This window comes from uncultured Pigmentiphaga sp. (assembly GCF_937950555.1).
Classification (GTDB): Bacteria; Pseudomonadota; Gammaproteobacteria; order Burkholderiales; family Burkholderiaceae_B; genus Pigmentiphaga.
The window spans coordinates 13425-38859 of the sequence record NZ_CALFCW010000048.1 but is presented as its reverse complement, the minus strand read 5'-3'; the positions used below and the strand labels follow the sequence as shown (position 1 = coordinate 38859).

At 65.6% G+C, this 25435-nt stretch carries 29 protein-coding genes; 27 read left to right on the top strand and 2 right to left on the bottom strand.

What is annotated here, in order from left to right:
• Nucleotides 1-72: 72 nt before the first annotated feature.
• From Q0319_RS13030 to Q0319_RS12905, 26 genes are all read left to right on the top strand, one after another.
• On the top strand, nucleotides 73-1542 hold the full coding sequence (locus Q0319_RS13030) for a glutamate synthase subunit beta (protein ID WP_299453144.1): 1470 nt from the start codon (nucleotides 73-75) through the stop codon (nucleotides 1540-1542).
• Nucleotides 1543-1907: 365 nt separating this feature from the next.
• A complete protein-coding gene (locus tag Q0319_RS13025; RefSeq protein WP_299453142.1) occupies nucleotides 1908-2747 on the top strand; it encodes an ABC transporter ATP-binding protein in 840 nt (279 codons plus the stop codon).
• Nucleotides 2747-3532, top strand: a complete 786-nt coding sequence (mlaE, locus tag Q0319_RS13020) for a lipid asymmetry maintenance ABC transporter permease subunit MlaE (RefSeq protein ID WP_296467875.1) — start codon at nucleotides 2747-2749, stop codon at nucleotides 3530-3532. Before Q0319_RS13025 ends, mlaE begins: the two co-directional genes overlap by 1 nt.
• Nucleotides 3533-3621: 89 nt before the next feature.
• On the top strand, nucleotides 3622-4116 hold the full coding sequence (mlaD, locus tag Q0319_RS13015; RefSeq protein WP_296467864.1) for an outer membrane lipid asymmetry maintenance protein MlaD: 495 nt from the start codon (nucleotides 3622-3624) through the stop codon (nucleotides 4114-4116).
• Nucleotides 4117-4137: 21 nt separating this feature from the next.
• The gene (locus Q0319_RS13010) at nucleotides 4138-4923 is read left to right on the top strand and encodes a VacJ family lipoprotein (protein WP_296467862.1); all 786 of its coding nucleotides are present in this window, start codon (nucleotides 4138-4140) and stop codon (nucleotides 4921-4923) included.
• Nucleotides 4924-4928: 5 nt separating this feature from the next.
• Nucleotides 4929-5606, top strand: coding sequence for an ABC transporter substrate-binding protein (locus Q0319_RS13005; RefSeq protein WP_296467860.1), 678 nt, complete (start codon nucleotides 4929-4931; stop codon nucleotides 5604-5606).
• Nucleotides 5607-5849: 243 nt separating this feature from the next.
• Complete coding sequence (locus tag Q0319_RS13000) at nucleotides 5850-6770, top strand: ABC transporter ATP-binding protein (RefSeq protein WP_299453204.1); 921 nt, start codon at nucleotides 5850-5852, stop codon at nucleotides 6768-6770.
• A gap of 10 nt (nucleotides 6771-6780) precedes the next feature.
• Nucleotides 6781-7629, top strand: coding sequence for an ABC transporter permease (locus tag Q0319_RS12995; RefSeq protein ID WP_299453138.1), 849 nt, complete (start codon nucleotides 6781-6783; stop codon nucleotides 7627-7629).
• A gap of 17 nt (nucleotides 7630-7646) precedes the next feature.
• The gene (locus Q0319_RS12990; protein WP_296470723.1) at nucleotides 7647-7895 is read left to right on the top strand and encodes a BolA family protein; all 249 of its coding nucleotides are present in this window, start codon (nucleotides 7647-7649) and stop codon (nucleotides 7893-7895) included.
• Nucleotides 7895-9181: a UDP-N-acetylglucosamine 1-carboxyvinyltransferase gene (gene murA, locus Q0319_RS12985; protein ID WP_296470725.1), complete on the top strand. Its 1287-nt coding sequence runs from the start codon at nucleotides 7895-7897 to the stop codon at nucleotides 9179-9181. Before Q0319_RS12990 ends, murA begins: the two co-directional genes overlap by 1 nt.
• A 37-nt stretch (nucleotides 9182-9218) precedes the next feature.
• On the top strand, nucleotides 9219-9908 hold the full coding sequence (gene hisG, locus Q0319_RS12980; protein ID WP_296470728.1) for an ATP phosphoribosyltransferase: 690 nt from the start codon (nucleotides 9219-9221) through the stop codon (nucleotides 9906-9908).
• A gap of 127 nt (nucleotides 9909-10035) precedes the next feature.
• Nucleotides 10036-11373: a histidinol dehydrogenase gene (gene hisD / locus Q0319_RS12975; protein WP_299453133.1), complete on the top strand. Its 1338-nt coding sequence runs from the start codon at nucleotides 10036-10038 to the stop codon at nucleotides 11371-11373.
• A gap of 41 nt (nucleotides 11374-11414) precedes the next feature.
• A complete protein-coding gene (gene hisB / locus Q0319_RS12970; RefSeq protein ID WP_296468936.1) occupies nucleotides 11415-12002 on the top strand; it encodes an imidazoleglycerol-phosphate dehydratase HisB in 588 nt (195 codons plus the stop codon).
• On the top strand, nucleotides 11999-12631 hold the full coding sequence (hisH, locus tag Q0319_RS12965; RefSeq protein ID WP_296468915.1) for an imidazole glycerol phosphate synthase subunit HisH: 633 nt from the start codon (nucleotides 11999-12001) through the stop codon (nucleotides 12629-12631). The genes hisB and hisH overlap by 4 nt, the downstream gene beginning before the upstream one ends.
• Nucleotides 12632-12714: 83 nt before the next feature.
• Complete coding sequence (hisA, locus tag Q0319_RS12960; protein ID WP_296468917.1) at nucleotides 12715-13461, top strand: 1-(5-phosphoribosyl)-5-[(5-phosphoribosylamino)methylideneamino]imidazole-4-carboxamide isomerase; 747 nt, start codon at nucleotides 12715-12717, stop codon at nucleotides 13459-13461.
• Nucleotides 13462-13813: 352 nt separating this feature from the next.
• A complete protein-coding gene (gene hisF, locus Q0319_RS12955) occupies nucleotides 13814-14593 on the top strand; it encodes an imidazole glycerol phosphate synthase subunit HisF (protein WP_296468919.1) in 780 nt (259 codons plus the stop codon).
• Nucleotides 14590-15021, top strand: coding sequence for a phosphoribosyl-AMP cyclohydrolase (gene hisI, locus Q0319_RS12950; RefSeq protein ID WP_296468921.1), 432 nt, complete (start codon nucleotides 14590-14592; stop codon nucleotides 15019-15021). The genes hisF and hisI overlap by 4 nt, the downstream gene beginning before the upstream one ends.
• Nucleotides 15018-15365 carry a phosphoribosyl-ATP diphosphatase gene (locus Q0319_RS12945; protein ID WP_296468922.1) on the top strand — a complete coding sequence of 116 codons (348 nt, stop codon included), beginning with the start codon at nucleotides 15018-15020 and terminating at the stop codon, nucleotides 15363-15365. Before hisI ends, Q0319_RS12945 begins: the two co-directional genes overlap by 4 nt.
• On the top strand, nucleotides 15362-15715 hold the full coding sequence (locus Q0319_RS12940) for a histidine triad nucleotide-binding protein (protein WP_296468924.1): 354 nt from the start codon (nucleotides 15362-15364) through the stop codon (nucleotides 15713-15715). The genes Q0319_RS12945 and Q0319_RS12940 overlap by 4 nt, the downstream gene beginning before the upstream one ends.
• A gap of 63 nt (nucleotides 15716-15778) precedes the next feature.
• Nucleotides 15779-16021: a Sec-independent protein translocase subunit TatA gene (tatA, locus tag Q0319_RS12935; RefSeq protein WP_296468926.1), complete on the top strand. Its 243-nt coding sequence runs from the start codon at nucleotides 15779-15781 to the stop codon at nucleotides 16019-16021.
• A 209-nt stretch (nucleotides 16022-16230) separates the two neighbouring features.
• A complete protein-coding gene (gene tatB / locus Q0319_RS12930; protein WP_296468928.1) occupies nucleotides 16231-16803 on the top strand; it encodes a Sec-independent protein translocase protein TatB in 573 nt (190 codons plus the stop codon).
• Nucleotides 16800-17564: a twin-arginine translocase subunit TatC gene (gene tatC / locus Q0319_RS12925; RefSeq protein ID WP_296468930.1), complete on the top strand. Its 765-nt coding sequence runs from the start codon at nucleotides 16800-16802 to the stop codon at nucleotides 17562-17564. Before tatB ends, tatC begins: the two co-directional genes overlap by 4 nt.
• A gap of 80 nt (nucleotides 17565-17644) precedes the next feature.
• On the top strand, nucleotides 17645-18793 hold the full coding sequence (locus Q0319_RS12920) for an ABC transporter substrate-binding protein (RefSeq protein ID WP_296468932.1): 1149 nt from the start codon (nucleotides 17645-17647) through the stop codon (nucleotides 18791-18793).
• Between the two features lie 273 nt (nucleotides 18794-19066).
• Complete coding sequence (locus Q0319_RS12915) at nucleotides 19067-20101, top strand: branched-chain amino acid ABC transporter permease (protein WP_296468934.1); 1035 nt, start codon at nucleotides 19067-19069, stop codon at nucleotides 20099-20101.
• A complete protein-coding gene (locus Q0319_RS12910) occupies nucleotides 20101-21918 on the top strand; it encodes a branched-chain amino acid ABC transporter ATP-binding protein/permease (RefSeq protein ID WP_299453200.1) in 1818 nt (605 codons plus the stop codon). Before Q0319_RS12915 ends, Q0319_RS12910 begins: the two co-directional genes overlap by 1 nt.
• Nucleotides 21915-22658, top strand: coding sequence for an ABC transporter ATP-binding protein (locus tag Q0319_RS12905; RefSeq protein ID WP_296470142.1), 744 nt, complete (start codon nucleotides 21915-21917; stop codon nucleotides 22656-22658). The genes Q0319_RS12910 and Q0319_RS12905 overlap by 4 nt, the downstream gene beginning before the upstream one ends.
• Nucleotides 22659-22667: 9 nt before the next feature.
• Here the strand turns inward: Q0319_RS12905 and Q0319_RS12900 are convergent, their stop codons facing one another.
• Nucleotides 22668-23843, bottom strand: a complete 1176-nt coding sequence (locus tag Q0319_RS12900; RefSeq protein WP_296470145.1) for a Do family serine endopeptidase — start codon at nucleotides 23841-23843, stop codon at nucleotides 22668-22670.
• 37 nt (nucleotides 23844-23880) lie between these two features.
• On the opposite strand from Q0319_RS12900, the gene Q0319_RS12895 reads away from it, so the two are divergent.
• The gene (locus Q0319_RS12895) at nucleotides 23881-24705 is read left to right on the top strand and encodes a Nif3-like dinuclear metal center hexameric protein (protein WP_296470149.1); all 825 of its coding nucleotides are present in this window, start codon (nucleotides 23881-23883) and stop codon (nucleotides 24703-24705) included.
• Between the two features lie 100 nt (nucleotides 24706-24805).
• Here the strand turns inward: Q0319_RS12895 and mscL are convergent, their stop codons facing one another.
• Complete coding sequence (mscL, locus tag Q0319_RS12890; RefSeq protein WP_296470151.1) at nucleotides 24806-25246, bottom strand: large conductance mechanosensitive channel protein MscL; 441 nt, start codon at nucleotides 25244-25246, stop codon at nucleotides 24806-24808.
• Nucleotides 25247-25435 lie beyond the last annotated feature (189 nt).

Below are 25435 nucleotides of genomic sequence, written 5' to 3'. Positions count from 1 at the left end.
ACAGTAACGAATTGGACGCCGGGGCACGGCACGCAAGCCCCCGGCATCAAACAGGATTGTCAGGAAAGAGTCATGGGTAAGGTCACCGGATTTCTGGAATACCAGCGCCTGCAGGAAGCCGCCGAAGCGCCGGAGGTGCGGGTCAAGCACTGGAAAGAGTTCGTCATTCGGCTGAATGACGAAGAGGCGAAGCAGCAGGGCGCGCGCTGCATGGATTGCGGTATTCCGTTCTGCACCAACGGCTGTCCGGTCAACAACATCATTCCCGACTGGAATGACCTGGTGTATCGCCAGCACTGGAAGCAGGCGCTGGACGTATTGCACTCGACCAATAATTTTCCGGAGTTCACCGGCCGCATCTGCCCCGCGCCTTGCGAAGCCGCGTGCACGCTCAACATCAACAACGATCCCGTCGGCATCAAGTCGATCGAGCACGCCATCATCGATCACGGCTGGGAACAAGGCTGGGTCGCGCCGCGGCCTCCCAAGGCCAAGACCGGCAAGAAGGTCGCCGTGGTCGGGTCGGGCCCGGCGGGCCTGGCCTGCGCCCAGCAGCTGGCGCGCGCCGGCCACGACGTAACGGTGTTCGAGAAGAACGACCGCATCGGCGGCCTGCTGCGCTACGGCATCCCGGACTTCAAGCTCGAAAAGTGGCAGATCGACCGCCGCATGGCGCAAATGGAGCAGGAAGGGGTGGTGTTCCGTCCCTCCACTTTCATCGGCCGCCCGGAAGATGCCAAGGCGCTCGGCATTTCGGCCACCGTCAAGTCGCCGGACGAGCTCAAGGCTGAGTTCGACGCCATCGTAATCGCGGGTGGCGCGGAAACGCCCCGCGACCTCAAGGTGCCGGGACGCGAATTGCAAGGCGTCCATTTCGCGATGGACTTCCTGCGGCAACAGAACAAGGTCGTGGCGGGCGACAAGATCAAGGACCAGATTCTTGCGACCGGCAAGCACGTGGTCGTGATCGGCGGCGGCGATACGGGCTCGGACTGCGTCGGCACCAGCAACCGCCACGGCGCGGCCTCGGTGACCCAGTTCGAGCTGATGCCCCAGCCGCCCGCCTCGGAAAACAAGGCCCTGACCTGGCCCTATTGGCCGCTCAAGCTGCGCACCTCGTCGTCCCACGAGGAGGGCGTCAAGCGCGACTGGGCGGTGTCCACCAAGGCGTTCAAGGGCAAGAATGGCAAGGTGACTTCGCTGGTGGCGTGCCGCGTCGAGTGGAAGCGGGGCGACAACGGGCAGATGAAAATGGTCGAGGTAGAGGGCTCCGAGTTCGAAATCCCGGCCGACCTGGTGCTGTTTGCCATGGGGTTTGTCTCGCCCGTGCAGCAGGTCCTGGATGCGTTCGGCGTCGAGCGCGATGCGCGCGGCAACGCCCGTGCCAACACGGATGACTACCGGACCAACGTGGATAAGGTCTTTGCCGCGGGCGACATGCGGCGTGGCCAGTCGCTGGTCGTGTGGGCCATCCGCGAAGGCCGCCAGTGCGCCGCCGCGGTGGACGGTTACTTGATGGGCGCGACCGAGCTGCCGCGCTGACCGCTGCACGCGCGCCCGGGCCGCCCCAGCGGCGACCGGGTGCGCGATTCTTCCTCCGGCGGAAATTCCCTTTGCCGCCTCCTCCAAGAGTATGATTTGCACAGCCCCCCGGGGTTTGTTGTAAAAACGTAACTCCGGCGCGGCGCTGCGGCCATGGCGTCGTCTCGCCGCAGCGCTTTCCTCATGGGCGGCCGAATAAGGATGAGCTGGCGACCGGCGGCTTTCATGCGTCGGGAAAGTCCCCCCGTCATTTAAGGGTAAGCCCGGTGGCGCCGCATGCTGCTGTTAGAATCGGCGGCAGATATCCCGCGAATTCGTTGAAAGTTTCGTCGAGCTCCGCCCATCTTTCCGACTCCTCCGTTTACATGCCCGATTCGGCACCACCTATTTCCCCTTCCGATGTCGCGTTGGTCTTCGACCGCTTGACCGTCGGCTATGGCGATCGCACGATCCTGCAAGACATCAACATGCAGGTCAGGCGGGGCCAGGTGGTTGCCATCATGGGAGGCTCCGGCTCGGGCAAGACCACCTTGCTGCGTGCCGCGACGGGCCAGCTCGCGGCCAAGGCCGGGCGGGTGGTCGCCTTGGGCGAAGATATCTCCCGCCTGTCTGGCGACCGCCTCTTTGCGCTGCGCAAGCGCATGGGGGTGTTGTTCCAGCAGGGAGCGCTGTTCACCGACCTGGACGTCTACGAAAACGTCGCATTTCCGCTGCGCGAGCACACGGCCATGAGCGAGGCCGAAATCCTCGAGCGGGTATTGTCAAAGCTGGACGCGGTCGGGCTCAAGGCCGCCGCTTTCCTGCGCACGTCCGAGATCTCGGGCGGCATGGCACGGCGCGTCGCCCTGGCCCGCGCCGTGGTCTTGGAGCCCGAGCTCATTCTTTATGACGAGCCGTTTGCCGGCCTGGACCCCATCTCGATGGGCGTGACCGCGCAGCTGATACGGACCATGACGGATCAACTGGGCTGCGCCTCGGTGCTGATCACGCACGATGTGCAGGAGTCTTTCCGTATCGTGGACCAAGTCTATTTGTTGGGGCGCGGCTCCATCGTGGCGAGCGGGACGCCGGACGAGCTGTCCGCCTCGCAGGATCCCTTCGTGCATCAATTCCTCCACGGCGAGCCGGACGGTCCGGTGACCTTCCAATATCCCGAGACGCCCGCCTACCGGTCGTGGCTCGAGCGGCAGAGGAGGGCCCGGTGATGGCGCTCACGCGGTTTCTGATAGCGCTTGGCGCCGGCACGCGAAGCACGATAACGGGGCTCGGCACGTTCGCCCGCTTTTTCGCGCAGCTGCTCCTCAAGAGCGGCACGGCGTTGCGGCGTCCGCGCCTGGTCGTGCAGCAGATCCATTTCATCGGCAACTATTCATTGGTCATCATTGCCGTATCCGGGCTGTTCGTCGGCTTCGTGCTTGGGCTACAGGGGTATTACACCCTCAACCGCTACGGTTCGGAGCAGGCGCTGGGGCTGCTCGTCGCGCTCAGCCTGGTCCGCGAACTGGGTCCGGTGGTGACGGCGCTGCTTTTCGCCGGGCGGGCCGGCACCTCGCTCACGGCGGAAATCGGGTTGATGAAGGCCGGCGAGCAGCTGGCGGCCATGGAGGTCATGGCCGTCGATCCGGTCCGGCGCGTCTTGGTGCCGCGCTTCTGGGGCGGGGTCATCGCCATGCCCTTGCTGGCGGCCGTGTTCTCGGCCGTGGGCATATTGGGCGGCTGGGGCGTGGGCGTCCAGCTGATCGGGGTGGATGAAGGCGCCTTTTGGGCGCAGATGCAGAATGGCGTCGACGTTTGGCAGGACGTGGGCAACGGCGTGATCAAGAGCCTGGTCTTCGGCGTCGCGGTGACTTTGATCGCGCTCTACCAGGGCTACCAGGCGACGCCCACCCCGGAAGGCGTATCGCGGGCCACGACGCGTACGGTGGTGGCGGGCTCCCTGGCGGTGCTGGGCCTGGACTTCCTGCTCACCGCCTCGATGTTCGGCGGCTGATGAAATGACGCGGCGCCCGCGGCCGGGCGCCGATGGACAACTGGCAAGGGACGACGCGCCGTGGGGGCGCGGTCCGGAGGAAATACGCAATGTCGCGAGAGAAAGTCGATCTCTGGGTGGGAATTTTCGTGCTCATCGGCGCGCTCGCCCTGGTGTTCCTGGCATTGAAGGCGGGCAACCTGCTCAATGTGCTGGCAGTCGGCAACACCTATACGGTGACGGCCAATTTCGACAACATCGGCGGCCTGAAGCCGCGCGCTCCCGTCAAGAGCGCGGGCGTCGTCGTGGGCCGCGTCTCGAGCATTACGTTCGATGACAAGATGTACCAGGGGGTGGTGACCATGGAACTGGATTCCCGCTATCAGTTTCCGGTCGATTCTTCCGCCAAGATCCTGACCTCGGGCTTGCTCGGCGAACAGTACATCGGCATAGAACCCGGCGGGGACGAGAAGAATTTCGTCGCCGGCGACAAGATCCGATACACCCAGAGCGCGGTCGTGCTGGAGAATCTGATCAGCCAGTTCCTCTATAGCAAGGCGGCCGAAGGGGGCAGTTCTTCGCAGGCCGGCGACGCCGCGAAATGATTACAGGGTAGGCGAACGAACATGAACAAGAATATTTTGGCGCTGGTCTTGGCGGCGGGCCTGACCGCCTGCGCGTCCGTGCCCGAGGGGGCGCCTCCCGATCCGCGGGATCCGCTCGAAGGCTTCAACCGCAGCGTGTACAAGTTCAACGACACGGTCGATCGCGCCGTGCTCAAGCCCGTGGCACAGGGCTACGTGAACGTCGTGCCGTCTCCCGTCCGCAGCTGCGTGCGCAACATCTTCGCCAACGTGGGCGACGTCATGTCCGCGCTCAACAGCTTCCTGCAGAACCGGGCGCACGACGGCATCAACACGACTTTCCGCGTATTGTTCAACACCACGATGGGCGTGTTCGGCTGCTTCGATCTCGCCACCGAGAACGGCCTGCCGCGCAACCGGGCCGACTTCGGCCAGACGCTGGGGGTATGGGGCGTGGGCTCGGGCCCCTATCTGGTGCTGCCGTTCCTGGGGCCAAGCACCATCCGCGACGCGGGCGGTACCGCCGTCGATTTCCTGGCGGACCCGGTGGCCGTGCGGAACATCGACAACGTTCCGGTGCGCAATTCGGTCTATGGGCTGCGCATCGTCAATGCGCGCGCCAACCTGCTGGAGGTGGGCAACCTGCTCGACCAGGTTGCGCTCGACCCGTATGCTTTCACCCGCGATGCCTACTTGCAGCGGCGGGCGAGCCTGATCCGGGGCGCGCGTTCGGAAGACGCCGAGCTGCCGGATTACTCGCTGCCTGATTACGAAGATGACGACGAGCCTGCCGATGCCGCTTCGGCGTCCGGCAAGCCGAAACAATAAGAGAGATGAGGCTCCCCATGGTTTGTTTGGATAAACAAGTGATCGCGCTGAGTACGTTCCGCCGCGGGTTCGGGTGGCTGGCCGCGTCGTTGCTGGCGTTGGCAATGGCTTGCGCGGGTGCCGCCCATGCCCAGGCGCCGGGTTCGCCGGAAGCGCTGGTCAAGAAAGTGACCGACGACGTCTTGAACGCCATCAAATCCGATCCCGCCGTGCAGTCGGGCAATCCGCGGCGCCTGCTGCAGCTGGTGGACGAGAAAATCCTGCCGTACGTCAATTTCGAGAAAACCACCCGGCTGGCAGCGGGGCGCTATTGGCGCCAGGCCACCCCGGAGCAGCAGCAAGCCTTGGTGAAGGAGTTTCGCACCACGTTGGTCCGCACCTATAGCGGCGCCGTGTCTGCCGTCAAGCAGCAGACCGCGGTGGAGTTGCTGCCCTCGCGCTATCCGGCCGATGCGACCGACGTGGTCGTAAGAACGGTCATCAAGCAGCCCTCCGGCGATCCCGTGCCCGTGGATTATCGGATGGAGAAAGACGGCCAAGGCTGGAAGATCTACGACGTCAACGTGCTCGGCGTCTGGCTGATCGAGAACTATCGCAACCAGTTCTCGCAGCAGATCAGCCAGGGCGGCATCGACGGCCTGATCAAGTCCCTCGCGGAACGCAATCGCCAGTTCGAGAACTAGGGCCGGGCGCCGCCCGGGGGCAGGAGACGGCGCGGCGCAGGACACCCCCCACCGTTGCCTTATAATGACGGATTGCCCGGCATTTGCCGGGATTGTGCTTTTTGAGGCACCCGTGCGCGCCAGTGCCCGCCGCCGGTGCGGCTTGTGGGCACGCTAGCGTTTTTCACTCGAGTCATGTCTCCCGCCGTCCGTATCGAACACGTTTCCAAGATTTATCCCAAGCAAACGAGCTTGTGGCGGCGCATGGGCGCGGACGCGCCCGTCGAAGGGTTCCAGGCACTCAACGATGTCAATCTCGAGATCCAGCCGGGCGAGTTCTTCGGCCTGCTTGGGCCCAACGGAGCCGGCAAGACTTCGCTGATCGCAATCCTGGCGGGGCTGTCCCGGCCCACGACCGGCCGGGTGTCTATCTGCGGGTACGACGTCCAGGCCCAGTTCCGGGCCGCGCGCCGCGCGCTGGGCGTCGTGCCGCAGGAGTTGGTGTTCGACCCGTTTTTCACGGTGCGGGAGACGCTGCGCATCCAGTCGGGCTATTTCGGCCTGCGCAAGAATGACGACTGGATCGATGAGATCCTCGAGAACCTGGGGCTGACGTCGAAGGCCGACGAAAACATGCGTGCGCTGTCCGGCGGCATGAAGCGCCGGGTGCTCGTGGCCCAGGCGCTGGTGCACCGGCCGCCGGTGATTGTGCTGGACGAGCCGACCGCGGGCGTGGACGTCGACCTGCGCCGCACGCTTTGGCAGTTCATCTCGCGCTTGAACCAGATGGGCCATACCATTCTGCTGACCACGCACTACCTGGAAGAGGCGGAGGAGCTCTGCGGCCGCATCGCCATGCTGAAGGCGGGGCGGATCGTGGCGCTCGATACGACCCGGGCGCTGCTCGCCAAGGTAGGCGGTTCGCGCCTGGTGCTGCACATGGGCGCGTCCGGCTGGCCGCAAGGCAAGAGCCGGGTGCTGGATGAACGGCTGGTCGATTACCAGCAACGCCGGGCGGTGCTCCGCCTGGAAAACAGTACTGAATTGGAATCGCTGCTGGCGCAGGTGCGCACGGCCGGCGGCGTCATCGAAGGAATCGAAGTGCTGCCTGCCGATCTCGAAGACGCGTTCCTGAACATCATGCACGGCGCTTCGGCAACGACGGCATTGGAGAAGGCGGCGTGAGGGCAATGCAATGAGCGCGGTCCATCCTACCGAGCGTCCAACTCCGTCCGACGAGGCCGCCAAGCCGGCCGGCTTCATCGGCCTGCAGCCGAACCTGAACGCGGGTTCCGGCTTTTGGACGCTGTTTTGCAAGGAAATGCTGCGGTTCTGGAAGGTCGCTTTCCAGACCATCGCCGCGCCGGTGGTGACGGCGCTGCTGTACCTGCTGATCTTCGTGCACGTGCTGGAAGGGCGCGTGACGGTCTACGACTCGGTCTCGTACACGGTGTTCCTGATCCCCGGGCTCATGATGATGAGCATGCTCCAGAACGCCTTTGCGAACTCCTCGTCGTCGCTGATGCAAAGCCGCGTCACCGGCAACCTGGTGTTCGTGCTGCTGCCGCCGCTGACCCACTGGGAGTTTTTCTGGGCCTATGTGCTGGCCGCGATCGCGCGCGCCATCTGTGTCGGGCTGGGGATTTTCGCCGTGTCGCTGTTCTTCGCCGAGCCGCGCCTGGCCGAACCTTGGTGGATCTTGGTGTTCGGCGTGCTCGGCAGCGGCATCATGGGCGTGCTCGGCGTGATCGCCGGCATCTGGGCCGAGAAGTTCGACCAGATGGCGGCGTTCCAGAACTTCCTGATCATGCCCGCCACCTTTTTGTCGGGGGTATTCTATTCGGTGCATTCGCTGCCGCCGTTCTGGCAGGCCGTGTCGCACTGGAACCCGATCTTCTACACCATAGACGGCTTCCGCTACGGGTTTTTCGGCGTCGCCGACGTTTCGCCGTGGCATAGCCTGGCGGTCGTCGCGGGCACTTTCCTGCTGGTAGCCTCGTTCGCGTTGCGGCTGTTGTCTACCGGCTACAAACTTCGCTATTGAAAGGACGAGCCCAGAGGATGGCGATGCTTCCCACTCCCGAGCAGGTCCGGCAGTACATTCTCGACGGATTGCCTTGCGAGCACGTCGAAGTGCAGGGCGACGGCCAGCATTTCGAAGCGCTCATCGTTAGTTCGGCATTTGACGGCAAGCGCCTCATCGCCCGGCACCAGATGGTGTATGCCGCCTTGGGCGAGCGCATGCGCGAAGAAATCCACGCGTTGTCCATGCGTACCCTGACTCCCCAGGAATTCAAGGTGGGCGATTAATGGATAAGTTGCAGATCACCGGCGGTCGCCCCTTGCGCGGGGAAGTGGAAGTGTCGGGGGCGAAAAACGCCGCGCTGCCTTGTCTTTGCGCCTCGCTCCTGACTTCTGATCCCGTCACGCTCGAGAACGTCCCACAGCTCAACGACATTGGCACCACGCTGCGGCTGCTGCGCCGCATGGGGGTCAAGGCCGAGCGCCATGGCGCCGCCGGCGATTCGGGCGGCAACGTGACGCTCCACGCCGACCAAGTCGAGGCGCTCGAGGCGCCCTACGAGCTGGTCAAGACCATGCGCGCGTCGATTCTCGTGCTGGGGCCGCTGCTGACCCGCTTCGGGGAAGCCCGGGTCAGCTTGCCCGGCGGCTGTGCCATAGGCCAGCGCCCCATCGACCAGCACATCAAGGGGCTGGCGGCCATGGGAGCCGAGATCCGCATCGAGCATGGATTCGTGGTGGCGCGCGCCAAGCGCCTGAAGGGCGCCACCATACGCACCGACATGGTGACCGTGACCGGCACCGAGAACCTGCTGATGGCGGCCGTGCTCGCCGAAGGGCTGACCGTGCTCGAGAACGCGGCGCGCGAGCCCGAGATCGTCGACCTGGCAGAGTTGCTCATCAAGATGGGGGCCCGCATCAGCGGACACGGCACGGACCGGATCGTGGTGGAAGGGGTCCCGCGGCTGCACGGCGCGACCCACCGCGTCATACCCGACCGCATCGAGGCAGGTACGTTCCTGTGCGCAGTGGGGGCCGTGGGCGGAGAAATCGTGCTCCGCAACGCCGACCCTTCCAGCATGGGCGCGACGCTCGACAAGCTCGCCGAGGCCGGCGTGTCGATCGAATGCGGCCCGGATTGGGTGCAGGCCGGCATGCGCGGCCGGCCGAAGGCCGTGGGTTTCCGCACGCTCGAGTACCCAGGCTTTGCCACCGACATGCAGGCGCAATTGATGGCCCTGAACACCATCGCCGACGGCACGGCGGTCATCACCGAAACCATTTTCGAGAACCGTTACATGCACGTCCAGGAGCTGCGCCGCCTGGGCGCGAACATCGAGATCGACGGGCATACGGCCGTGGTCAAGGGCGTCCCCCGGCTGTCCGGGGCCGCGGTCATGGCGACCGACCTGCGGGCGTCGGCCGGCTTGGTCATCGCGGGGCTCATCGCCGACGGAGAGACCATCATCGATCGCATCTATCACCTGGATCGCGGCTACGAGCACATGGAGCGCAAACTTTCGCTATTGGGCGCCGACATTCGTCGCGTGAGCGACGGCAGGGGGCAGGCATGAGGGCACGTATCGTTTCCGGATCGCGGGAGGGTAGGCGATGAGCGCCTTCGCCCCGGCTGACCCCGCCGCGCCCATCACCCTGGCGCTGTCGAAGGGACGCATCTTCACCGAGACCATGCCGCTGCTGGCCGAGGCCGGCATCACCGTGGCCGAAGATCCGGAAAAGTCGCGCAAGCTCATTCTTCCGACCAGCGATCCCGGCGTGCGCATCATCATCGTGCGGGCATCGGACGTTCCCACCTATGTCCAGTATGGCGCGGCCGACCTGGGCGTGGCAGGCAAGGACGTGCTGATCGAGCACACGGCCCAACATCCCGGCGTGCTGTATCAGCCGGTGGACCTGCGCATCGGCAAATGCCGGTTGTGCGTGGCCGTGCCGAACGGATTCGACTATGCCAGCGCCGTGCGCCAGGGCGCCCGCCTGCGGGTGGCGACCAAGTACGTGCAGGCGGCGCGCGAGCACTTCGCGGCCAAGGGCGTGCACGTGGACTTGATCAAGCTGTACGGCTCGATGGAGCTTGCGCCGCTGGTCGGCCTGGCCGACGTGATCGTCGACCTGGTCTCGACCGGCGGGACGTTGCGCGCCAACAACCTGGTCGCGGTCGAAGATATCATGGACATATCGTCGCGCCTGGTCGTCAACCAGGCCGCCCTGAAAACGAAGCGACACCGGTTGCAGCCTCTGATCAACGCTTTCGCGCGCGCCAGCCTGGCCATGCCCGGCTGATCCGGCGCACGCGGGAGCGCTGCCGCGGCTCGCCCCCGCTCCATCAAGAGGCTGCGTTGTCCATTGCCGCCGTGCCCCCGGGAGCACGGCCGGGCGGCCTTGTGAAACCGATTCTGCAGAGTGAGATATGTCCCTGATCAACCGACTCGATACCCGTAGCGACGATTTCCGCACGCGCTTGCGCTCGCTGCTGGCCTTTGAAGCGTCCGAAGATGCTTCCATCGAACAGGCGGTGGCCGAGATCCTGCGGGATGTCCGCGCCCGCGGCGACGAAGCCGTGCTGGAGTACACCCGCCGCTTCGACCGCGTCCAGGCGTCGTCCGTCGAGGAGCTGGAGATCCCCCGCGCCGATTGGGCCGCGGCCCTCGACGCCTTGGCCGTGGACCAGCGCCGGGCCCTGGAAGCGGCGGCCGAGCGCATTCGTGCCTACCACGAGCGCCAGCGCGCCGAGAGCTGGACCTACACCGAAGCCGACGGCACGGTGCTCGGGCAAAAAATCACGCCGCTCGACCGGGTAGGGCTGTACGTGCCCGGAGGCAAGGCGGCCTATCCGTCCTCGCTGCTGATGAACGCCATTCCCGCGAAGGTGGCGGGCGTGGCCGAAGTGGTCATGGTCACGCCTACGCCGGACGGCGTGCGCAACCCCATGGTGCTGGCCGCGGCGGCCATCGCCGGGGTGGATCGCGCCATTGCCATCGGCGGTGCCCAGGCCGTGGGCGCGTTGGCCTACGGCACGGCCTCCATCGCCCCCGTGGACAAAATCGTGGGCCCCGGCAACGCGTATGTCGCGGCCGCCAAGCGACGGGTTTACGGCACGGTCGGCATCGACATGATTGCCGGCCCGAGCGAGATCCTCGTGATCTGCGACGGCAAGACGCCGGCTGACTGGATCGCCATGGATCTCTTCTCCCAAGCCGAGCACGACGAGCTGGCCCAGGCCATCCTGCTGTGCCCCGATGCCGCCTACCTCGAGGCCGTCGAAGCCGCCATTGCCCGGCTGTTGCCCGCCATGCCGCGCGCCGAGATCATCCGCGCCAGCCTGGCCCACCGCGGGGCGCTGATCCTGGTGCGGGACCTCGAGGAAGCGTGCGCCATCGCCAATGAGATCGCCCCCGAGCACCTGGAGATCTCGACCGTCGATCCCGAGCGGTGGGCCGATCGCATCCGCCACGCCGGCGCCATTTTCATGGGGCCGCACAGTTCCGAGTCGCTGGGCGATTATTGCGCCGGCCCCAACCACGTGCTGCCGACGTCCCGGACCGCGCGTTTTTCGTCGCCCTTGGGCGTGTACGATTTCCAGAAGCGGTCCAGCCTGATCAAGGTGTCGGGCGCGGGGGCCCAGACCCTCGGACGCATCGCCGCGACGCTGGCGTACGGAGAGGGGCTGCAGGCCCACGCGCACAGCGCCGAGTACCGCCTGGACGAGGCCGCGGCTGCCCCAGCGCGGCCGGATGCTTCGTCATAATGCCGACGCAGCCCTATCAACCCGACTATCCCGAAACGATCATGCGCACCGCCGAGATCACCCGCAATACCAACGAGACGCGCATACGCGCGGTCGTCAACCTCGACGGCACCGGCAAGCAGAACCTGCAGACCGGCGTTCCGTTCCTGGATCACATGCTTGACCAGGTCGTGCGCCACGGCCTGATCGACATCGACCTGGTCGCCGAGGGCGACCTGCACATCGACGCCCACCATACGGTCGAAGATGTCGGCATTACCCTCGGGCAGGCCGTGGCCAAGGCGGTCGGCAACAAGGCTGGCATCCGCCGCTATGGCCATGCCTACGTGCCGCTGGACGAGGCGCTGTCGCGGGTGGTCGTGGATTTCTCGGGCCGCCCGGGCCTGGAATTCCACGTGCCGTTCACGCGGGCGATGATCGGCCAGTTCGACGTGGACCTGACGCGCGAGTTCTTCCAGGGCTTCGTGAACCACGCGCTGGTAACCCTGCACATCGACAATTTGCGGGGCGTCAACGCCCACCATCAATGCGAGACGGTATTCAAGGCCTTTGGCCGCGCCCTGCGCATGGCGCTCGAGGTCGACCCGCGCGCCGGCGGCGCCGTGCCGTCCACCAAGGGGGTGCTATGACCCGCATCGCGGTGGTCGATTACGGCATGGGCAACTTGCGCTCGGTGGCCCGGGCGCTGGAACACGTGGCGCCCGAGGCCGACGTGCGCATCTGCAGTGATGCAGAGGGCGTACGCGCGGCCGATCGCGTCGTGTTTCCGGGGCAGGGCGCCATGCCCGACTGCATGCGCAACCTGGCCGAAACCGGCCTGCGCGACGCCGTGATCGAGGCTTCGCGCACCAAGCCGCTGCTGGGCGTGTGCGTCGGGGAGCAAATGCTGTTCCAACGCAGTGAGGAAGGCCCGGCCGACGGCCTGGGGCTGTTCGAGGGCGAGGTGATTCGTTTCGCCGGCCCTGCCTTCGAAGGCCCGGACCGCCTGAAGGTGCCGCACATGGGTTGGAACCAGGTCCGCCAGACGATGGAGCACCCGCTCTGGGAAGGCGTGGACGACGGCACCTACTTCTATTTTGTCCACAGTTATTACGTGGTTCCCGCCGATATTGGGGTAATTGCCGGTCAATCCGATTACGGGGTCGCCTTTACCTGCGCAGTAGCCAGAGATAACATTTTCGCAACTCAGTTCCACCCCGAAAAAAGCGCCGCTGCGGGCTTGCGCATTTATCGGAATTTCGTGAGATGGAATCCATGAATTCCGCCAGCCGGGATCCGGCCGGTCTTTTCGCCTAGTCGCCCAGTTAGTGCTTCCCGATACGAACGACGCTCCGATTCGCCATGCTTCTCATTCCCGCGATTGATCTCAAAGACGGTCGTTGTGTCCGCCTGCGCCAGGGCGATCTCGACGATGCCACCGTGTTCTCCGAAGAACCCGCCGCCATGGCCACCCATTGGCTGGACCAGGGGGCGCGCCGCCTGCACCTCGTGGACCTGAACGGTGCGGTTGCCGGCAAGCCCAAGAACGAGGCCTCCATCAAGGCCATCGTGGATGCCCTGGGAGACGAAATCCCAGTGCAGATCGGCGGCGGCATCCGCGACCTCGACACCATCGAGCGGTACCTGGACAGCGGCATCTCCTACGTCATCATTGGCACTGCCGCGGTCAAGAACCCGGGCTTCCTGCACGATGCCTGCAGCGCCTTCCCGGGCCAGATCATCGTCGGCCTCGACGCCAAGGACGGCAAGGTCGCCACCGACGGCTGGAGCAAGCTGACCGGGCACGACGTCACGGACTTGGCAAAGAAGTTCGAAGACTACGGCTGCGCATCCATCATCTACACGGACATCGGCCGTGACGGCATGCTCTCGGGTGTCAACGTCGAAGCCACGGTCAAGCTGGCCCAGCATGTCCGCATCCCGGTCATCGCCTCGGGCGGCATCGCCAACCTCACCGATATCGAGAAACTTTGTGAGGTGGAAGACGAGGGCATCGAAGGTGCGATCCTGGGCCGCAGCATCTACGAGGGCACGCTGGACTTCCAGGCCGCCCAGGCCCTGGCGGACGAACTGAGCGGCTCGCATTAACGATTAAAGAAGCCAGGGGGAAGAGGCGGTTCCCCGGTCCCACCGCGCGCCGCCGGCTCGCCCGCGGCTCCTGGCTGTCCCTACGGTCCGCCGCCCGATTCGCGGTACGCTAAAGGCTTGCGGGGCCTCCGCTTCGCCGCAGGCCTTCCGCTCCGGCAACCCAGGCCGGGCATTTTGAACATTTGCTTATCGAGTCATTCATGGTTGCAACAGCACTCCGCGCCCCCTCCCGGGGCAACGCGGCGCCGGCTGGTCCGGTCCGCGCCGCCGCGGCATTCTGCACCTCCGAGGGGCTGCCGCGCGCACACACCGGGGCGCGTTCCCCTGCGCGCGGCGCGCGTAAGGGGTAGGCATGCTCACACGTCGCATCATTCCCTGCCTGGACGTGACCGCCGGCCGCGTCGTCAAGGGCGTCAATTTCGTGAACCTGGTCGATGCCGGCGATCCGGTAGAGATCGCGCGCCGCTACGACGAGCAGGGGGCGGACGAGCTCACCTTCCTCGACATCACCGCTTCTAGCGATCAGCGCGACATCATCCTGTCGGTGATCGAGCAGGTGGCGGCACAGGTTTTCATCCCGCTCACCGTGGGCGGCGGGGTGCGCCAGGTTTCGGACGTGCGCCGGCTCCTGAACGCCGGCGCGGACAAGGTCGGCATCAATACGTCGGCCGTCACCCATCCCGAGCTGGTGCGCGAGGCTTCGGGGCGCTACGGGTCGCAGTGCATCGTGGTCGCGATCGACGCCAAGCGCGTCTCGGCCGAAGGCGAACCGCCGCGCTGGGAGGTGTTCACCCACGGCGGGCGCAACGCTACCGGCCTGGATGCCGTGCAGTGGGCGCGCAAGATGGCTGAGTACGGCGCCGGCGAGATCCTGCTTACCAGCATGGACCGCGATGGCACGCGCTCGGGCTTCGACCTCCAGCTCACCCGCGCGGTGTCGGACGCGGTGCCGATCCCGGTCATTGCTTCCGGCGGGGTGGGGTCGTTGCAGGACCTGGCCGATGGCATCACCGAAGGCCATGCCGATGCCGTGTTGGCCGCGAGCATTTTCCACTATGGGCAGCACACCGTGCAGGAGGCCAAGCGTTTCATGGCCGAGCGCGGCATCAGCGTAAGGTTGGATAGAGCATGAGCACCGAGCGCGACGTTTTGCCTGCGGACCAGGAAGCCTGGCTCGATGCCATCGTCTACGACGAGCACGGGCTCGTGCCTGGCATTGCCCAGGAGGTCACGACGAACAAGGTCATCATGTTCGCCTACCTGAACCGTGAGTCGCTGCGCGAGACGCTGCGTACCGGCAATGCCACCTACTGGTCGCGCTCGCGCAAGCGCCTCTGGCGCAAGGGCGAGGAGTCTGGCCATGTGCAGCGGGTGCGCGAAATCCGGCTCGATTGCGACGGCGATGTGGTGCTGCTGCGCGTCGAGCAGGTCGGCGGCATTGCCTGCCACACCGGGCGCGAGCGGTGTTTCTACCGCCGCCTGGAAACCGAAGGCGAGGGCGGCGTGCGCTGGGTGGAGACCGACCCCGTCCTCAAGGATCCGGAGAGCATTTACAAATGAACGATTTCCTGGCGCGGCTGGCAGATACGATCGCCAGCCGCAGGCCCGAACGGGGCGGCTCCCCCGACTCCTCTTACGTGGCTCGCCTCTTCAGCAAGGGGCCGGACGGCATCCTGAAGAAAATCGGGGAAGAGGCGACCGAGACGGTCATGGCGGCCAAGGACGGCGTGCCGGAAAAGATCATTTACGAGACCGCTGATCTTTGGTTTCATTGTCTCGTCATGCTGGAGTATTACGGTTTGCGTCCCGAACAGGTCGTCGCCGAGCTTGCGAGGCGCGAGGGCGTGTCGGGTTTGGATGAAAAAGCCGCGCGCAGCGGCAACGCCACGAACCAAACGAAATGAGCGACAACTGCATATTCTGCAAGATCACGCGCGGGGAAATCCCGTCCCGCAAGGTCTACGAAGACGACGAAATCTTCGCTTTCCACGACATCAATCCCATTGCGCCCGTACATTTCCTGGTCATCCCCAAGCGGCACATCACCTCGCTGCAGGAGATCACGGAAAGCGACGCGCCGCTCTTGGGTAGAATGCAAGTTCTGATTCCCCGTCTGGCGCTGGAGCAGGGCTGTCGCCCCGGGCCGGAAGGGGGATTCCGCCTGATGGTCAACAACGGCGCGGACGGCGGGCAAGAGGTGCCGCACTTGCACTATCACGTCATAGGCGGCCCGCGGCCCTGGAAGCGCAACTGAACCACCGGCGGTTTCCGCCCGTAACGACTGGACGATCATCCGCCGCAAGGCGTGGAGCATGGAATGGGTAGCTTTAGCATTTGGCACTGGCTGGTAGTTCTTCTGATCGTGGTGCTGATCTTCGGCACCAAGAAGCTGAAGAACCTCGGGCAGGATCTCGGTGGCGCCGTGAAAGGCTTCAAGGAGGGCATGAAGGAAGGCAGCGATACGACCTCGGCCTCGACTGCCGCCGAAGGCGATCCGAAGCGCGTGGCGGCCGAAACCATCGATGTCGAAGCGAAGGAGAAGGCGCCTCCCGCGCGTTGAGCGAGCCAGCCCGGGCGCCGGCCCGGGGGCATGGGAGGCAGTTCGCCGGCCGGGCCGGGGCATTCGGTTCCCGGCCGCATGATCTCCCGCATGGGGCGATTTCCTTCGCAACCTGGGACGAGCCGCCGGCTGCGTCCCATCGCGCTTTTTTGCCGGGTTCTTGATCCATGACTAAAACGATGGCGCCTGGCGCCGATACAGGGCGCTGAATGTTCGACGTCAGTTTTACCGAGCTTCTCACCATCGGGGTGGTGGCGCTGATCGTCATCGGCCCCGAGCGGCTGCCCAAGGTGGCCCGCACCGTCGGCCACCTGCTGGGGCGGGCGCAGCGTTACGTCAGCGACGTCAAGAGCGACATCCGGCGGGAAATGGAGCTCGACGAGCTGCGCCACCTGCGCAAGGAAATGGAAGATGCGGCGCGCTCGCTCGAAACCACGATCCGGACCAACGTCGACGACCTGAACAAAGGGCTCAGCGAGGTCCAGCATACGGTCGAAGAAGCCGCGCGGGAGGTCCAGGCGGCGTCGTCGGAGCCCTTGCCGGGGCCGGCCGCGGAACCTACCGGCGACGCTGCGGGCGGGCCTCACCCTGCGGCGGGCGCCGAACCGGCGCATGCGGCTGAAACGGCCCCCACGACGCCGCCCGCCGCCGGGAGCGAGCCGGGCGACGACCTCGTCCAGGGATCGCTGTTTCCGGCCGACCTGCTGCCGCCCGCTGTCCATCAACCCGCTGCCGGCCAACCGGCCGGGGCCCCGACGGTACGCGAAAGCGAAAAAACGTGACAGACAAAGAAACTTTGCCAGAGGACAGCTTCATCTCTCACCTGGTGGAGCTGCGCGACCGGCTGCTCAGGGCCATCATCGCCGTGGTCGCGGTGTTCATCGTGCTGTTTTTCTATCCCGGCGCGTCGGCCATCTACGACGTGTTGGCGCAGCCCATGCTTGCCACGCTCCCGGAGGGCACCCGCATGATCGCCACCGGGGTCATCACGCCGTTCATGGTGCCGGTCAAGGTCACGCTGCTGGCCTCCTTCGTGATTGCCCTGCCTTACGTGCTGTACCAGGCGTGGGCCTTCGTCGCGCCGGGCTTGTACCAGCACGAAAAGCGCCTGGCACTGCCGCTCATCGTCTCCAGCACGGTGTTGTTCCTGGCGGGCATGGCGTTTTGTTATTTCGTGGTTTTCAAGACCGTTTTCCACTTCATCGCGACCTTCGCCCCGCAATCCATTACGCCGGCGCCCGACATCGAGGCCTATCTGAACTTCGTGATGACGATGTTCCTGGCCTTTGGCCTGACGTTCGAGGTACCGGTGGCCGTGGTGCTGCTGGTCAAGACGGGGATTACGACCGTCGCCAAGCTGGCGGCGGCGCGCGGCTACGTGGTGGTCGGGGCCTTCGTCGTGGCGGCCATCGTCACGCCGCCCGACGTTGTCAGCCAGTTCATGTTGGCAGTACCTTTATGCCTGCTTTATGAAGTGGGCCTGCTGGCGGCGCGCATGATCAAGAAGCGGGAGTCGGAATCGACTGCGATCGAAGAGGCTTGAATCCGGCTCTTTCCGGCACGCCGCCCGCGCGGCGGGGCGGAACTTCCAATCCAGAATCGAAACAACAAGTGGGGACTTCCATGTTTTCCATCAGCAAACTGGGCGTGGCCGTGGGCCTTGCCGTCTTCGCCGTGGCCGCTCAGGCCGACATCACCGTGGGCGTCAACGTCTCCGCCACCGGTCCGGCCGCTTCCCTGGGCATACCCGAGAAGAACACGTTTTCGTTGATGCCCAAGACCATCGCGGGCCAAAAAGTCAATTACATCGTCTTGGACGACGCGAGCGACACGACCACCGCGGTCAAGAATGCGCGCCGCTTCGTGACTGAAGACAAGGTCGACGTGATGGTGGGATCCACCATCACCCCGAACTCGCTGGCCATGGTCGACATCGCCGCCGAAACCGGCACGCCGGTCATCTCGATGGCGGCCTCGGCCATCATCGTCGAACCCCAGGACGCCAAGAAGCGGTGGGCCTTCAAGACGCCGCAAAACGATGCCGAGATGGCCAAGGCCATCGTCGAGCACATGCAGGCCCAGCAGGTCAAGACGGTCGCCTTCATCGGCTTTGCCGACGCATACGGCGAAGGTTGGTACCAGGAGTTCGTCAAGGTGGCGCAGGCCGCGGGCATCAAGGTGCTGACCAACGAACGCTATAACCGCACCGACACTTCCGTCACGGGACAGGTACTGAAGATGATCGCGGCCAAGCCCGATGCGGTGCTGATCGGCGCGGCCGGCACCCCCGCCGCGCTGCCCCAGAAAACGCTCAAGGAGCGCGGGTACCGCGGTAAGTACTACCAGACCCACGGCGTGGCCAACAACGACTTCCTGCGTGTCGGCGGCAAGGACATGGAAGGCACGTTCCTTCCTGCCGGCCCGGTGCTGGTGTCTGAACAGCTGCCTGCCGACCATCCCGTCAAGGCTTCGGCCACGGAATACGTGCAGAAATACGAAGCTGCCTACGGCAAGGGTTCTGTCTCTACCTTTGGCGCCCATGCCTGGGACGCCGGCAAGCTGATCGAAGCGGCGGTGCCGGTTGCGCTCCAGAAGGCGAAGCCGGGTACGCCGGAGTTCCGCGCTGCGTTGCGCGACGCCCTGGAAAACGCCAAGAACGTGGCCGGCGCCCATGGCGTGTTCAACATGAGCGCCTCCGATCACGTCGGGTTGGACAACCGTTCCCGCGTGATGGTGACCATCGAGAACGGCGCCTGGAAGCTGCTCAAGTAAAAGGCAGTCAAGGTATTCGAAGGCATGCGCGCCAGATGCCCTGCCGTCCGGTATGCTTCGGGCGGCGTCGGCGAACCGGCAACGTTCGGCCGCGCATCGTAGTGAACGACCGGCACCCTGGAGCGCGTCTGCCGGGCGGCTCCAAGCCGGAAGCATCCCGTTGGGGAAACGCCGTCGCGCCATGATGGGCGCGCGGCTTTTTTATGTTGTTTTTCGATTTCGCTGCCCCGGGCGGGGCGCATCGGCCCTGCGGGGCCGCCCGGCGGAGCTGACATGGATCTACAGATCGCCCTTTTCCTCGTCCAGGACGGCGTCGTCAACGGCGCCATATATGCGCTGCTTGGCTTGGCGCTCGTCCTGGCTTTCACGGTCACGCGCGTGGTGTTCATTCCCCAAGGCGAGTTTGTCTCCTGGGGCGCGCTGACCTTGGCCGCCTTGCAAGCCGGCAAGCTGCCGGGCACGGTGTGGCTGTTGCTCATCGGCGGCTGCGCCGTCATGCTCGTCGAGCTTTGGAGCGCGTGGCGCGACCGGGATTGGCGGCACATCCCGCGCGCGGCAGGCTGGAATCTGCTGTATCCCGCCGTCGTCTTCGCGATTGCGCGCTTCGTCGATTTCCAGGCGCTGCCGCTCGCAGTCCAGATCGTATTCGCCTTGCTGGCGGTGGTGCCCATGGGGCCCATGGTGTGGCGGCTGGCTTTCCAGCCCGTGGCCGAAAGCAGCGTGCTGGTCTTGCTGATCGTATCGGTGGCCGTGCACGTTGCGATGGTGGGGCTGGGCCTGCTGTTCTTCGGTGCGGAGGGGTCGCGCACACCGCCCTTCTCCGAGGGGAGCTTCGAGCTCGGCGGCATACCCATCTCGGCGCAGACCATGTGGGTCGTGGGCTGCTCCATCGTGCTCATTTTCATTCTTACCGTGGTATTCGGGCGCACGCTCTATGGCAAGGCCTTGCGCGCCACGGCGGTAAACCGGGTGGGCGCGCGGCTCATGGGCATACCGACCAGCCTTGCCGGCAAGCTCAGCTTCTTGCTGTGTGCGTTGATCGGTGCCTTCTCCGGCATCCTCATCGCGCCCATCACCACCATCTACTACGACACCGGTTTCCTCATTGGGCTGAAGGGGTTCGTGGCTGCGATCATTGCCGGCCTGGCGAGCTATCCGCTGGCTGCGGCCGGCGCCGTGCTGGTCGGCCTGCTCGAAGCTTTCTCCTCATTTGCGGCCAGCGCTTACAAGGAAGTCATTGTGTTCACGCTGATCATCCCCGTGCTGATCTGGCGCTCGCTCGCTTCCCGCCACGTGGAGGAGGAATGATGCGCCTGCGCTCCATCTGGATCATCGGCGTCGGCCTCGCGCTGCTGGCGGCGGCGGGGCTGGGCATGTCGGAATTTACGGTCACGCTGCTCAACTACATCGGCCTGTACGCACTGGTGGCGTTGGGGCTGGTGCTGCTCACGGGGGTCGGCGGGCTGACCTCGTTCGGGCAGGCGGCGTTCGTGGGGCTGGGCGCCTATACCAGCGCCTGGCTGTCCATCGCCACGCTTCCGCCGGCCTTCGCCTGGCTGGGCGCATCGCCCTGGATCGGCCTCGTCGCCGGGTTGATCGTGACGGCCTTCGCCGCCTGGGTGCTGGGCGCGATCGCGTTGCGCCTGTCCGGGCACTACCTGCCGCTGGGCACCATCGCCTGGGGCCTTAGCCTGTATTACCTGTTCGGCACCCTGGATTTCCTCGGCGGCCATACGGGATTGTCGGGGCTGCCTTCGATTTCCCTGTTCGGGCTCGATTTGTCCAGGGGGCGGGACCTCTTTTGGCTCATCTGGGCGGTGTTGTTGCTCGCCATGCTCGTGGTCAGCAATCTGCTCGATTCGCGGGAAGGGCGTGCCATCCGGGCCCTGAAGGGCGGCATGGTGATGGCCGAGTCGATGGGCGTGGATACGGCCCGCTCCCGCATCGCCATCTTCATGATCGCTGCGCTGCTTGCCTGTGTGTCGGGCTGGCTGTACGCACATATGCAGCGTTTCGTGAATCCCACGCCCTTCGGCCTGCATATCGGCATCGAGTACTTGTTCATGGCCGTGATCGGCGGCGCAGGATACGTCTGGGGCGCACTGGTGGGAGCCGGCCTGGTCACCATGCTCAAGCAATGGCTGCAAGATTTGCTCCCGGCCTTGCTTGGCGCCTCGGGCAATTTCGAGAGCATCGTTTTCGGCATCCTGCTGGTGATTGCGCTGCAGCGTGCGCCGGATGGCCTGTGGCCTGTCGTGGTTCGCCTGGCGCGCCGCTACTTGCCGCTGGCGCGCGATGCGCGGGTCATCGACGAACAGGCCGCGCCGCTGTCGCGCCGCACGCAGCCGGCCCACGGCGAAATCGTGCTCGAGGCCCAGGGCTTGACCAAGCGCTTCGGCGGCCTCGTCGCCAACAACAACATCAGTTTTTCCGTTCCGGCCGGCGAAGTACTGGCCCTGATCGGACCGAATGGCGCAGGCAAGAGCACGATGTTCAACTTGCTATCGGGCGTGGACGATCCGACCGCCGGACGCGTCATCTTCCGCGGCCGGGATGTGACGGGCCAGCCGTCGCGGACGATCGCCGCGCTGGGCATGGGCCGCACCTTCCAGCACGTGCGGCTCTTGCCGCAGATGAGCGTGCTCGAAAACATCGCCCTGGGCGCTCATCTGCGCGAGCGCAAAGGGTTGCTGTCGGGGTTGGTGCGCGGCGCCCTGCACCTGGAGCGCAGTGAAGAAGCCCGCCTGCTGGCCGAGGCGGCTCGCCAGGCGCGCCGCGTGGGGTTGGGCGATGTGCTCGACCTGCCGGCGGGTTCGCTGCCCCTGGGCAAGCAGCGCATGCTCGAAATCGCCCGGGCGCTCTGTGCGGATCCGTGCTTGCTGCTCCTGGATGAGCCGGCTGCGGGCCTGCGTTATCTGGAGAAACAGGCGCTGGCTGAAACTTTGCGCGCGTTGCGCGCCGAGGGCATGGCCATCCTGCTGGTTGAGCACGATATGGATTTCGTCATGGGCTTGGCGGACCGCGTGGTGGTCATGGAGTTTGGCGAAAAAATCGCCGAAGGCCTGCCCGAGGAAGTACAGCGCGATCCGCGGGTGCTCGAAGCCTATCTGGGAGGTGTGGAATGAGCAGCCCGGCTGCATCTTCGCCATTGCTCGAAGTCTCGGGCCTGTCCGTTTCCTACGGCAAGGTCGAGGCGCTGCATGGCGTGGACCTGACGGTGCCGGCCGGCACCATCGTGACCGTGATCGGCCCCAACGGCGCCGGCAAGACCACGCTGCTATCCGCGATCATGGGACTGCTGCCCGCCCGCGGCGCGGTGCGCGTCGACGGCGAGCCGCAGCGGCGCGTCGACATCGAGCACATGGTCTCGGCCGGCCTGAACCTCGTGCCTGAAAAACGGGAGCTGTTCGGCGAAATGAGCGTGGAGGACAACCTCTTGCTGGGCGGGTTCCAGCGCTACCGCCGCGGCCATCGCGACCAGGCTGCCTCGATGGAGGAGGTCTATGCGCTGTTTCCCCGGCTCAAGGAGCGTCGCCGCCAGCTGGCCGCCACCTTGTCGGGCGGGGAACGCCAAATGCTTGCCCTGGGCCGGGCCTTAATGGCCAAGCCCCGGCTGTTGCTGCTGGACGAGCCCTCTTTGGGCCTGGCGCCGCGTATCGTCAAGGAGATTTTCCTCATCATCGCCGAGCTGCGGCGGCGCGGCGTCGCGATCCTGCTGGTGGAGCAGAACGCCCGGGCTGCGCTGCAGACGGCGGACTACGCCTACGTGCTGGAAACCGGGCAGGTCGTGCTGTCGGGCCCGGCCCGGCAGCTCGCGGACGACCCGCGCGTCGTCGAAAGCTACCTCGGCCTGGGCAAGCGCTAGGGCGAGCCGCTACGGGCGCCCATCGCGGCGCGGGCGGGGGCGCGTGCCCACCGTGACGGAGACTTCCATTTCCTGCCCGCCACGGACGATCCGGATGGCCACTTTCTGGCCGGGCGGCAGTTGGGCGATGGCGTTGAGCATGGTCGTGGTGTCCGCAATGGGTTTGCCATCGACCGAGATCACGATGTCCCCGGTGCGGATGCCGGCCTTGGCGGCGGGGCCGCCGCGCACCACGCCGGCAATGATCACGCCTTCCCTGCGCGAGAGCTTGAAGGCGTCGGCCAGCTCGGCGGTCAGGTCTTGGGGTTCTACGCCGATGTAGCCGCGCGTGACCGTGCCGGTAGTGATGAGCTGCTCCATGACCTGCCGCGCGGTGCTCACCGGGATGGCGAAGCCGATGCCGAGCGACCCGCCGGTGCGCGAGTAGATGGCCGTGTTGATGCCGACCAGGTTCCCCTGCGCGTCGATCAAGGCGCCGCCGGAGTTGCCGGGGTTGATGGCGGCATCGGTCTGGATGAAGTTCTCGAACGTATTGATGCCCAGGTGGGTACGGCCCAGTGCCGAGACGATGCCCATGGTGGTGGTTTGCCCCACGCCGAAGGGGTTGCCGATTGCCAGCACCACGTCCCCGACCTGCAAGTCCTCCGCCCGGCCGAAGGTCACCGCGGGCAGGTTGGGCATGTCCAGCTTGAGGACGGCGAGGTCGGTTTCGGGGTCGGAGCCCACCAGGGAGGCCTTGCCTTTGCGGCCGTCGGCCAGTGCGACCTCGATTTCGTCCGCCGCCTCGATGACGTGGTTGTTGGTCAGGATGTAGCCCTCAGGGCTGACGATCACGCCGGATCCGAGGCTGGATACCGGTTCGGGGTTCAAGTCCGGTTCGCCGAAGAAGTGCCGGAATACGGGATCGTCCGAGAACGGGTAGGTCGGCAGCTGGGGCGTTTCCTTGCTGGTGAAGATATTGACCACTGCCGGCGCCGCCTTCTGGGTGGCAGCGGCGTAGGAAGCGACCGCCCTGCCTTCACCCGCACGGCCGGGCGTCGCTTCGAAGAAGGGCACGACAATGGCGTTATTGGCGCCCGGCCCGCCGCGGCGGGGCAGCCACTCGGGACGCAAGGTCGCGACGATGAATAAAATGGCCAGGCACACCGTCGTGGTCTGGGCAAAGATCAGCCATAGTCGGCGCATTTGCAAAGTACTTATCCCTAGCGTAGGAGATTGAACAATGATCGCAGGCGGGCGGGCCCCAAGGCAAACCGGTACGCCCAACCCGGGCGCCGGCGGCGTGGCCGCCGAAGAACTCGCATCGTGGCTGGCGGCCGAGCTTCAGGTCGACAAGTTCCGCGACTACTGCCCGAACGGCTTGCAGGTGGAAGGCCGCCCGGTGGTGCGGCATATTATCGCCGCGGTCACGGCATCCGAGGCTGCCATCCGCCATGCGATCGATGCGGGCGCCGACGCGCTGTTGGTCCATCACGGCTGGTTCTGGAAGAACGAAGACCCGCGCGTGCGGGGTACCCGGCGCACCAGGCTGTCCTTGGTGCTGGGGCATGACCTCAACCTGTTCGCTTACCACCTTCCGCTGGATGCCCACCCCACGTGGGGCAACAACGCGCAGCTGGCGGAAGTATTGGGCCTCGTCCCGCACCTCGTGGACGGCGTGGCCCAGTCGGCCGGGCCGGACCGCCTCATCTGGCTCGGCCAAGCGGCGGGCGTCTCCACCGTGGGCGAGCTGGCCGCGCGCATCACCGAGCGCCTGGGGCGGGCTCCGCTCCTGATTGGCGATCCTTCCCGGCCGGTCGGCCGGGTCGCCTGGTGCACCGGGGCGGCGCAAAGCCTGCTCCAGGACGCCATCGACGCGGGCGCCCAGACCTACATCACCGGGGAGATCTCCGAGCCCACCGTCCATCTGGCCCGGGAATCCGGCACCGCCTTTTTCGCGGCGGGCCATCACGCCACGGAGCGCTATGGCGTCCAGGCGGTGGGGCGCGCCATCGCCGAGCGCTTCGGCATCCGGGTCGATTTCGTCGATATCGACAATCCGGTCTGACCGGGCGGGCCGCGGAAGCGGCCCGCATGCGCCCGGATCTCATCGCACTCGAGCGCGGCCTGCGCCGCGCGGCACGCGAACGCCGCAGGGCGCTTTCTGCTTATTTCTTAAGCAGGTCCCGGATCTCCCGCAGCAGCTGGATGTCTTCCGGCGTCGGGGCGGGGGGCGGAGGCGGCGTGTCGCGCTCGAACGAGGCCTTGGCCCGGTTCATCAGCTTGATCATCCAGAAGATGACGAAGGCCAGCAGGACGAAGTTGATGAAGATGGTCAGGAAGTTGCCCCAGCCGAGCAGGGTGGCACCCGCCTTGCTGAGCGCGTCGTAGGTCTGTGGCCCGGTGTAATCGGCTGGCGCCCGCAGGACGATGAATTTGTTGCTGAAGTCGACCCGGCCACCCACCAAGAAATTGACCAAGGGCATGATCAGGTCTTTCACGACGGAATCGACGATCTTGCCGAAGGCCCCGCCGATGATCACGCCGACGGCGAGATCGATGACGTTGCCGCGCATGGCGAAGTCGCGAAACTCTTTGATGACGCTCATAGGCACCTCCCTGCCTGTTTTGTTTGTAGCGCGCGAAGTATCTCTTATTTTTTTGTTTTCCGGGGCTTTGTCGGATGCCGGCCAGGGCGAATGTGCTACGAAGTCTGTCAGGCGCTCCAAGCATTGCGGTATACTCGAAGGTTACGATAAGGCGCCGGCTGTCAAGAGCGCCGTTTGCTTTCAAGTGCT

Coding starts and splice junctions, on each gene's coding strand:
- mlaD (WP_296467864.1), top strand. CDS start 3,622: ATGTCGCGAGAGAAAGTCGATCTCTGGGTGGGAATTTTCGTGCTCATC.
- Q0319_RS13025 (WP_299453142.1), top strand. CDS start 1,908: ATGCCCGATTCGGCACCACCTATTTCCCCTTCCGATGTCGCGTTGGTC.
- Q0319_RS12895 (WP_296470149.1), top strand. CDS start 23,881: ATGATCGCAGGCGGGCGGGCCCCAAGGCAAACCGGTACGCCCAACCCG.
- Q0319_RS12940 (WP_296468924.1), top strand. CDS start 15,362: ATGAGCGACAACTGCATATTCTGCAAGATCACGCGCGGGGAAATCCCG.
- mlaE (WP_296467875.1), top strand. CDS start 2,747: ATGGCGCTCACGCGGTTTCTGATAGCGCTTGGCGCCGGCACGCGAAGC.
- mscL (WP_296470151.1), bottom strand. CDS start 25,246: ATGAGCGTCATCAAAGAGTTTCGCGACTTCGCCATGCGCGGCAACGTC.
- Q0319_RS12990 (WP_296470723.1), top strand. CDS start 7,647: ATGGCGATGCTTCCCACTCCCGAGCAGGTCCGGCAGTACATTCTCGAC.
- Q0319_RS12915 (WP_296468934.1), top strand. CDS start 19,067: ATGGATCTACAGATCGCCCTTTTCCTCGTCCAGGACGGCGTCGTCAAC.
- Q0319_RS12900 (WP_296470145.1), bottom strand. CDS start 23,843: ATGCGCCGACTATGGCTGATCTTTGCCCAGACCACGACGGTGTGCCTG.
- hisD (WP_299453133.1), top strand. CDS start 10,036: ATGTCCCTGATCAACCGACTCGATACCCGTAGCGACGATTTCCGCACG.
- Q0319_RS12920 (WP_296468932.1), top strand. CDS start 17,645: ATGTTTTCCATCAGCAAACTGGGCGTGGCCGTGGGCCTTGCCGTCTTC.
- Q0319_RS12995 (WP_299453138.1), top strand. CDS start 6,781: ATGAGCGCGGTCCATCCTACCGAGCGTCCAACTCCGTCCGACGAGGCC.
- hisI (WP_296468921.1), top strand. CDS start 14,590: ATGAGCACCGAGCGCGACGTTTTGCCTGCGGACCAGGAAGCCTGGCTC.
- Q0319_RS13030 (WP_299453144.1), top strand. CDS start 73: ATGGGTAAGGTCACCGGATTTCTGGAATACCAGCGCCTGCAGGAAGCC.
- Q0319_RS13010 (WP_296467862.1), top strand. CDS start 4,138: ATGAACAAGAATATTTTGGCGCTGGTCTTGGCGGCGGGCCTGACCGCC.
- Q0319_RS13000 (WP_299453204.1), top strand. CDS start 5,850: ATGGGCGCGGACGCGCCCGTCGAAGGGTTCCAGGCACTCAACGATGTC.
- hisG (WP_296470728.1), top strand. CDS start 9,219: ATGAGCGCCTTCGCCCCGGCTGACCCCGCCGCGCCCATCACCCTGGCG.
- hisA (WP_296468917.1), top strand. CDS start 12,715: ATGCTTCTCATTCCCGCGATTGATCTCAAAGACGGTCGTTGTGTCCGC.
- Q0319_RS12905 (WP_296470142.1), top strand. CDS start 21,915: ATGAGCAGCCCGGCTGCATCTTCGCCATTGCTCGAAGTCTCGGGCCTG.
- Q0319_RS12910 (WP_299453200.1), top strand. CDS start 20,101: ATGCGCCTGCGCTCCATCTGGATCATCGGCGTCGGCCTCGCGCTGCTG.
- hisH (WP_296468915.1), top strand. CDS start 11,999: ATGACCCGCATCGCGGTGGTCGATTACGGCATGGGCAACTTGCGCTCG.
- Q0319_RS12945 (WP_296468922.1), top strand. CDS start 15,018: ATGAACGATTTCCTGGCGCGGCTGGCAGATACGATCGCCAGCCGCAGG.
- murA (WP_296470725.1), top strand. CDS start 7,895: ATGGATAAGTTGCAGATCACCGGCGGTCGCCCCTTGCGCGGGGAAGTG.
- hisB (WP_296468936.1), top strand. CDS start 11,415: ATGCGCACCGCCGAGATCACCCGCAATACCAACGAGACGCGCATACGC.
- Q0319_RS13005 (WP_296467860.1), top strand. CDS start 4,929: ATGAGGCTCCCCATGGTTTGTTTGGATAAACAAGTGATCGCGCTGAGT.
- hisF (WP_296468919.1), top strand. CDS start 13,814: ATGCTCACACGTCGCATCATTCCCTGCCTGGACGTGACCGCCGGCCGC.
- tatA (WP_296468926.1), top strand. CDS start 15,779: ATGGGTAGCTTTAGCATTTGGCACTGGCTGGTAGTTCTTCTGATCGTG.
- tatB (WP_296468928.1), top strand. CDS start 16,231: ATGTTCGACGTCAGTTTTACCGAGCTTCTCACCATCGGGGTGGTGGCG.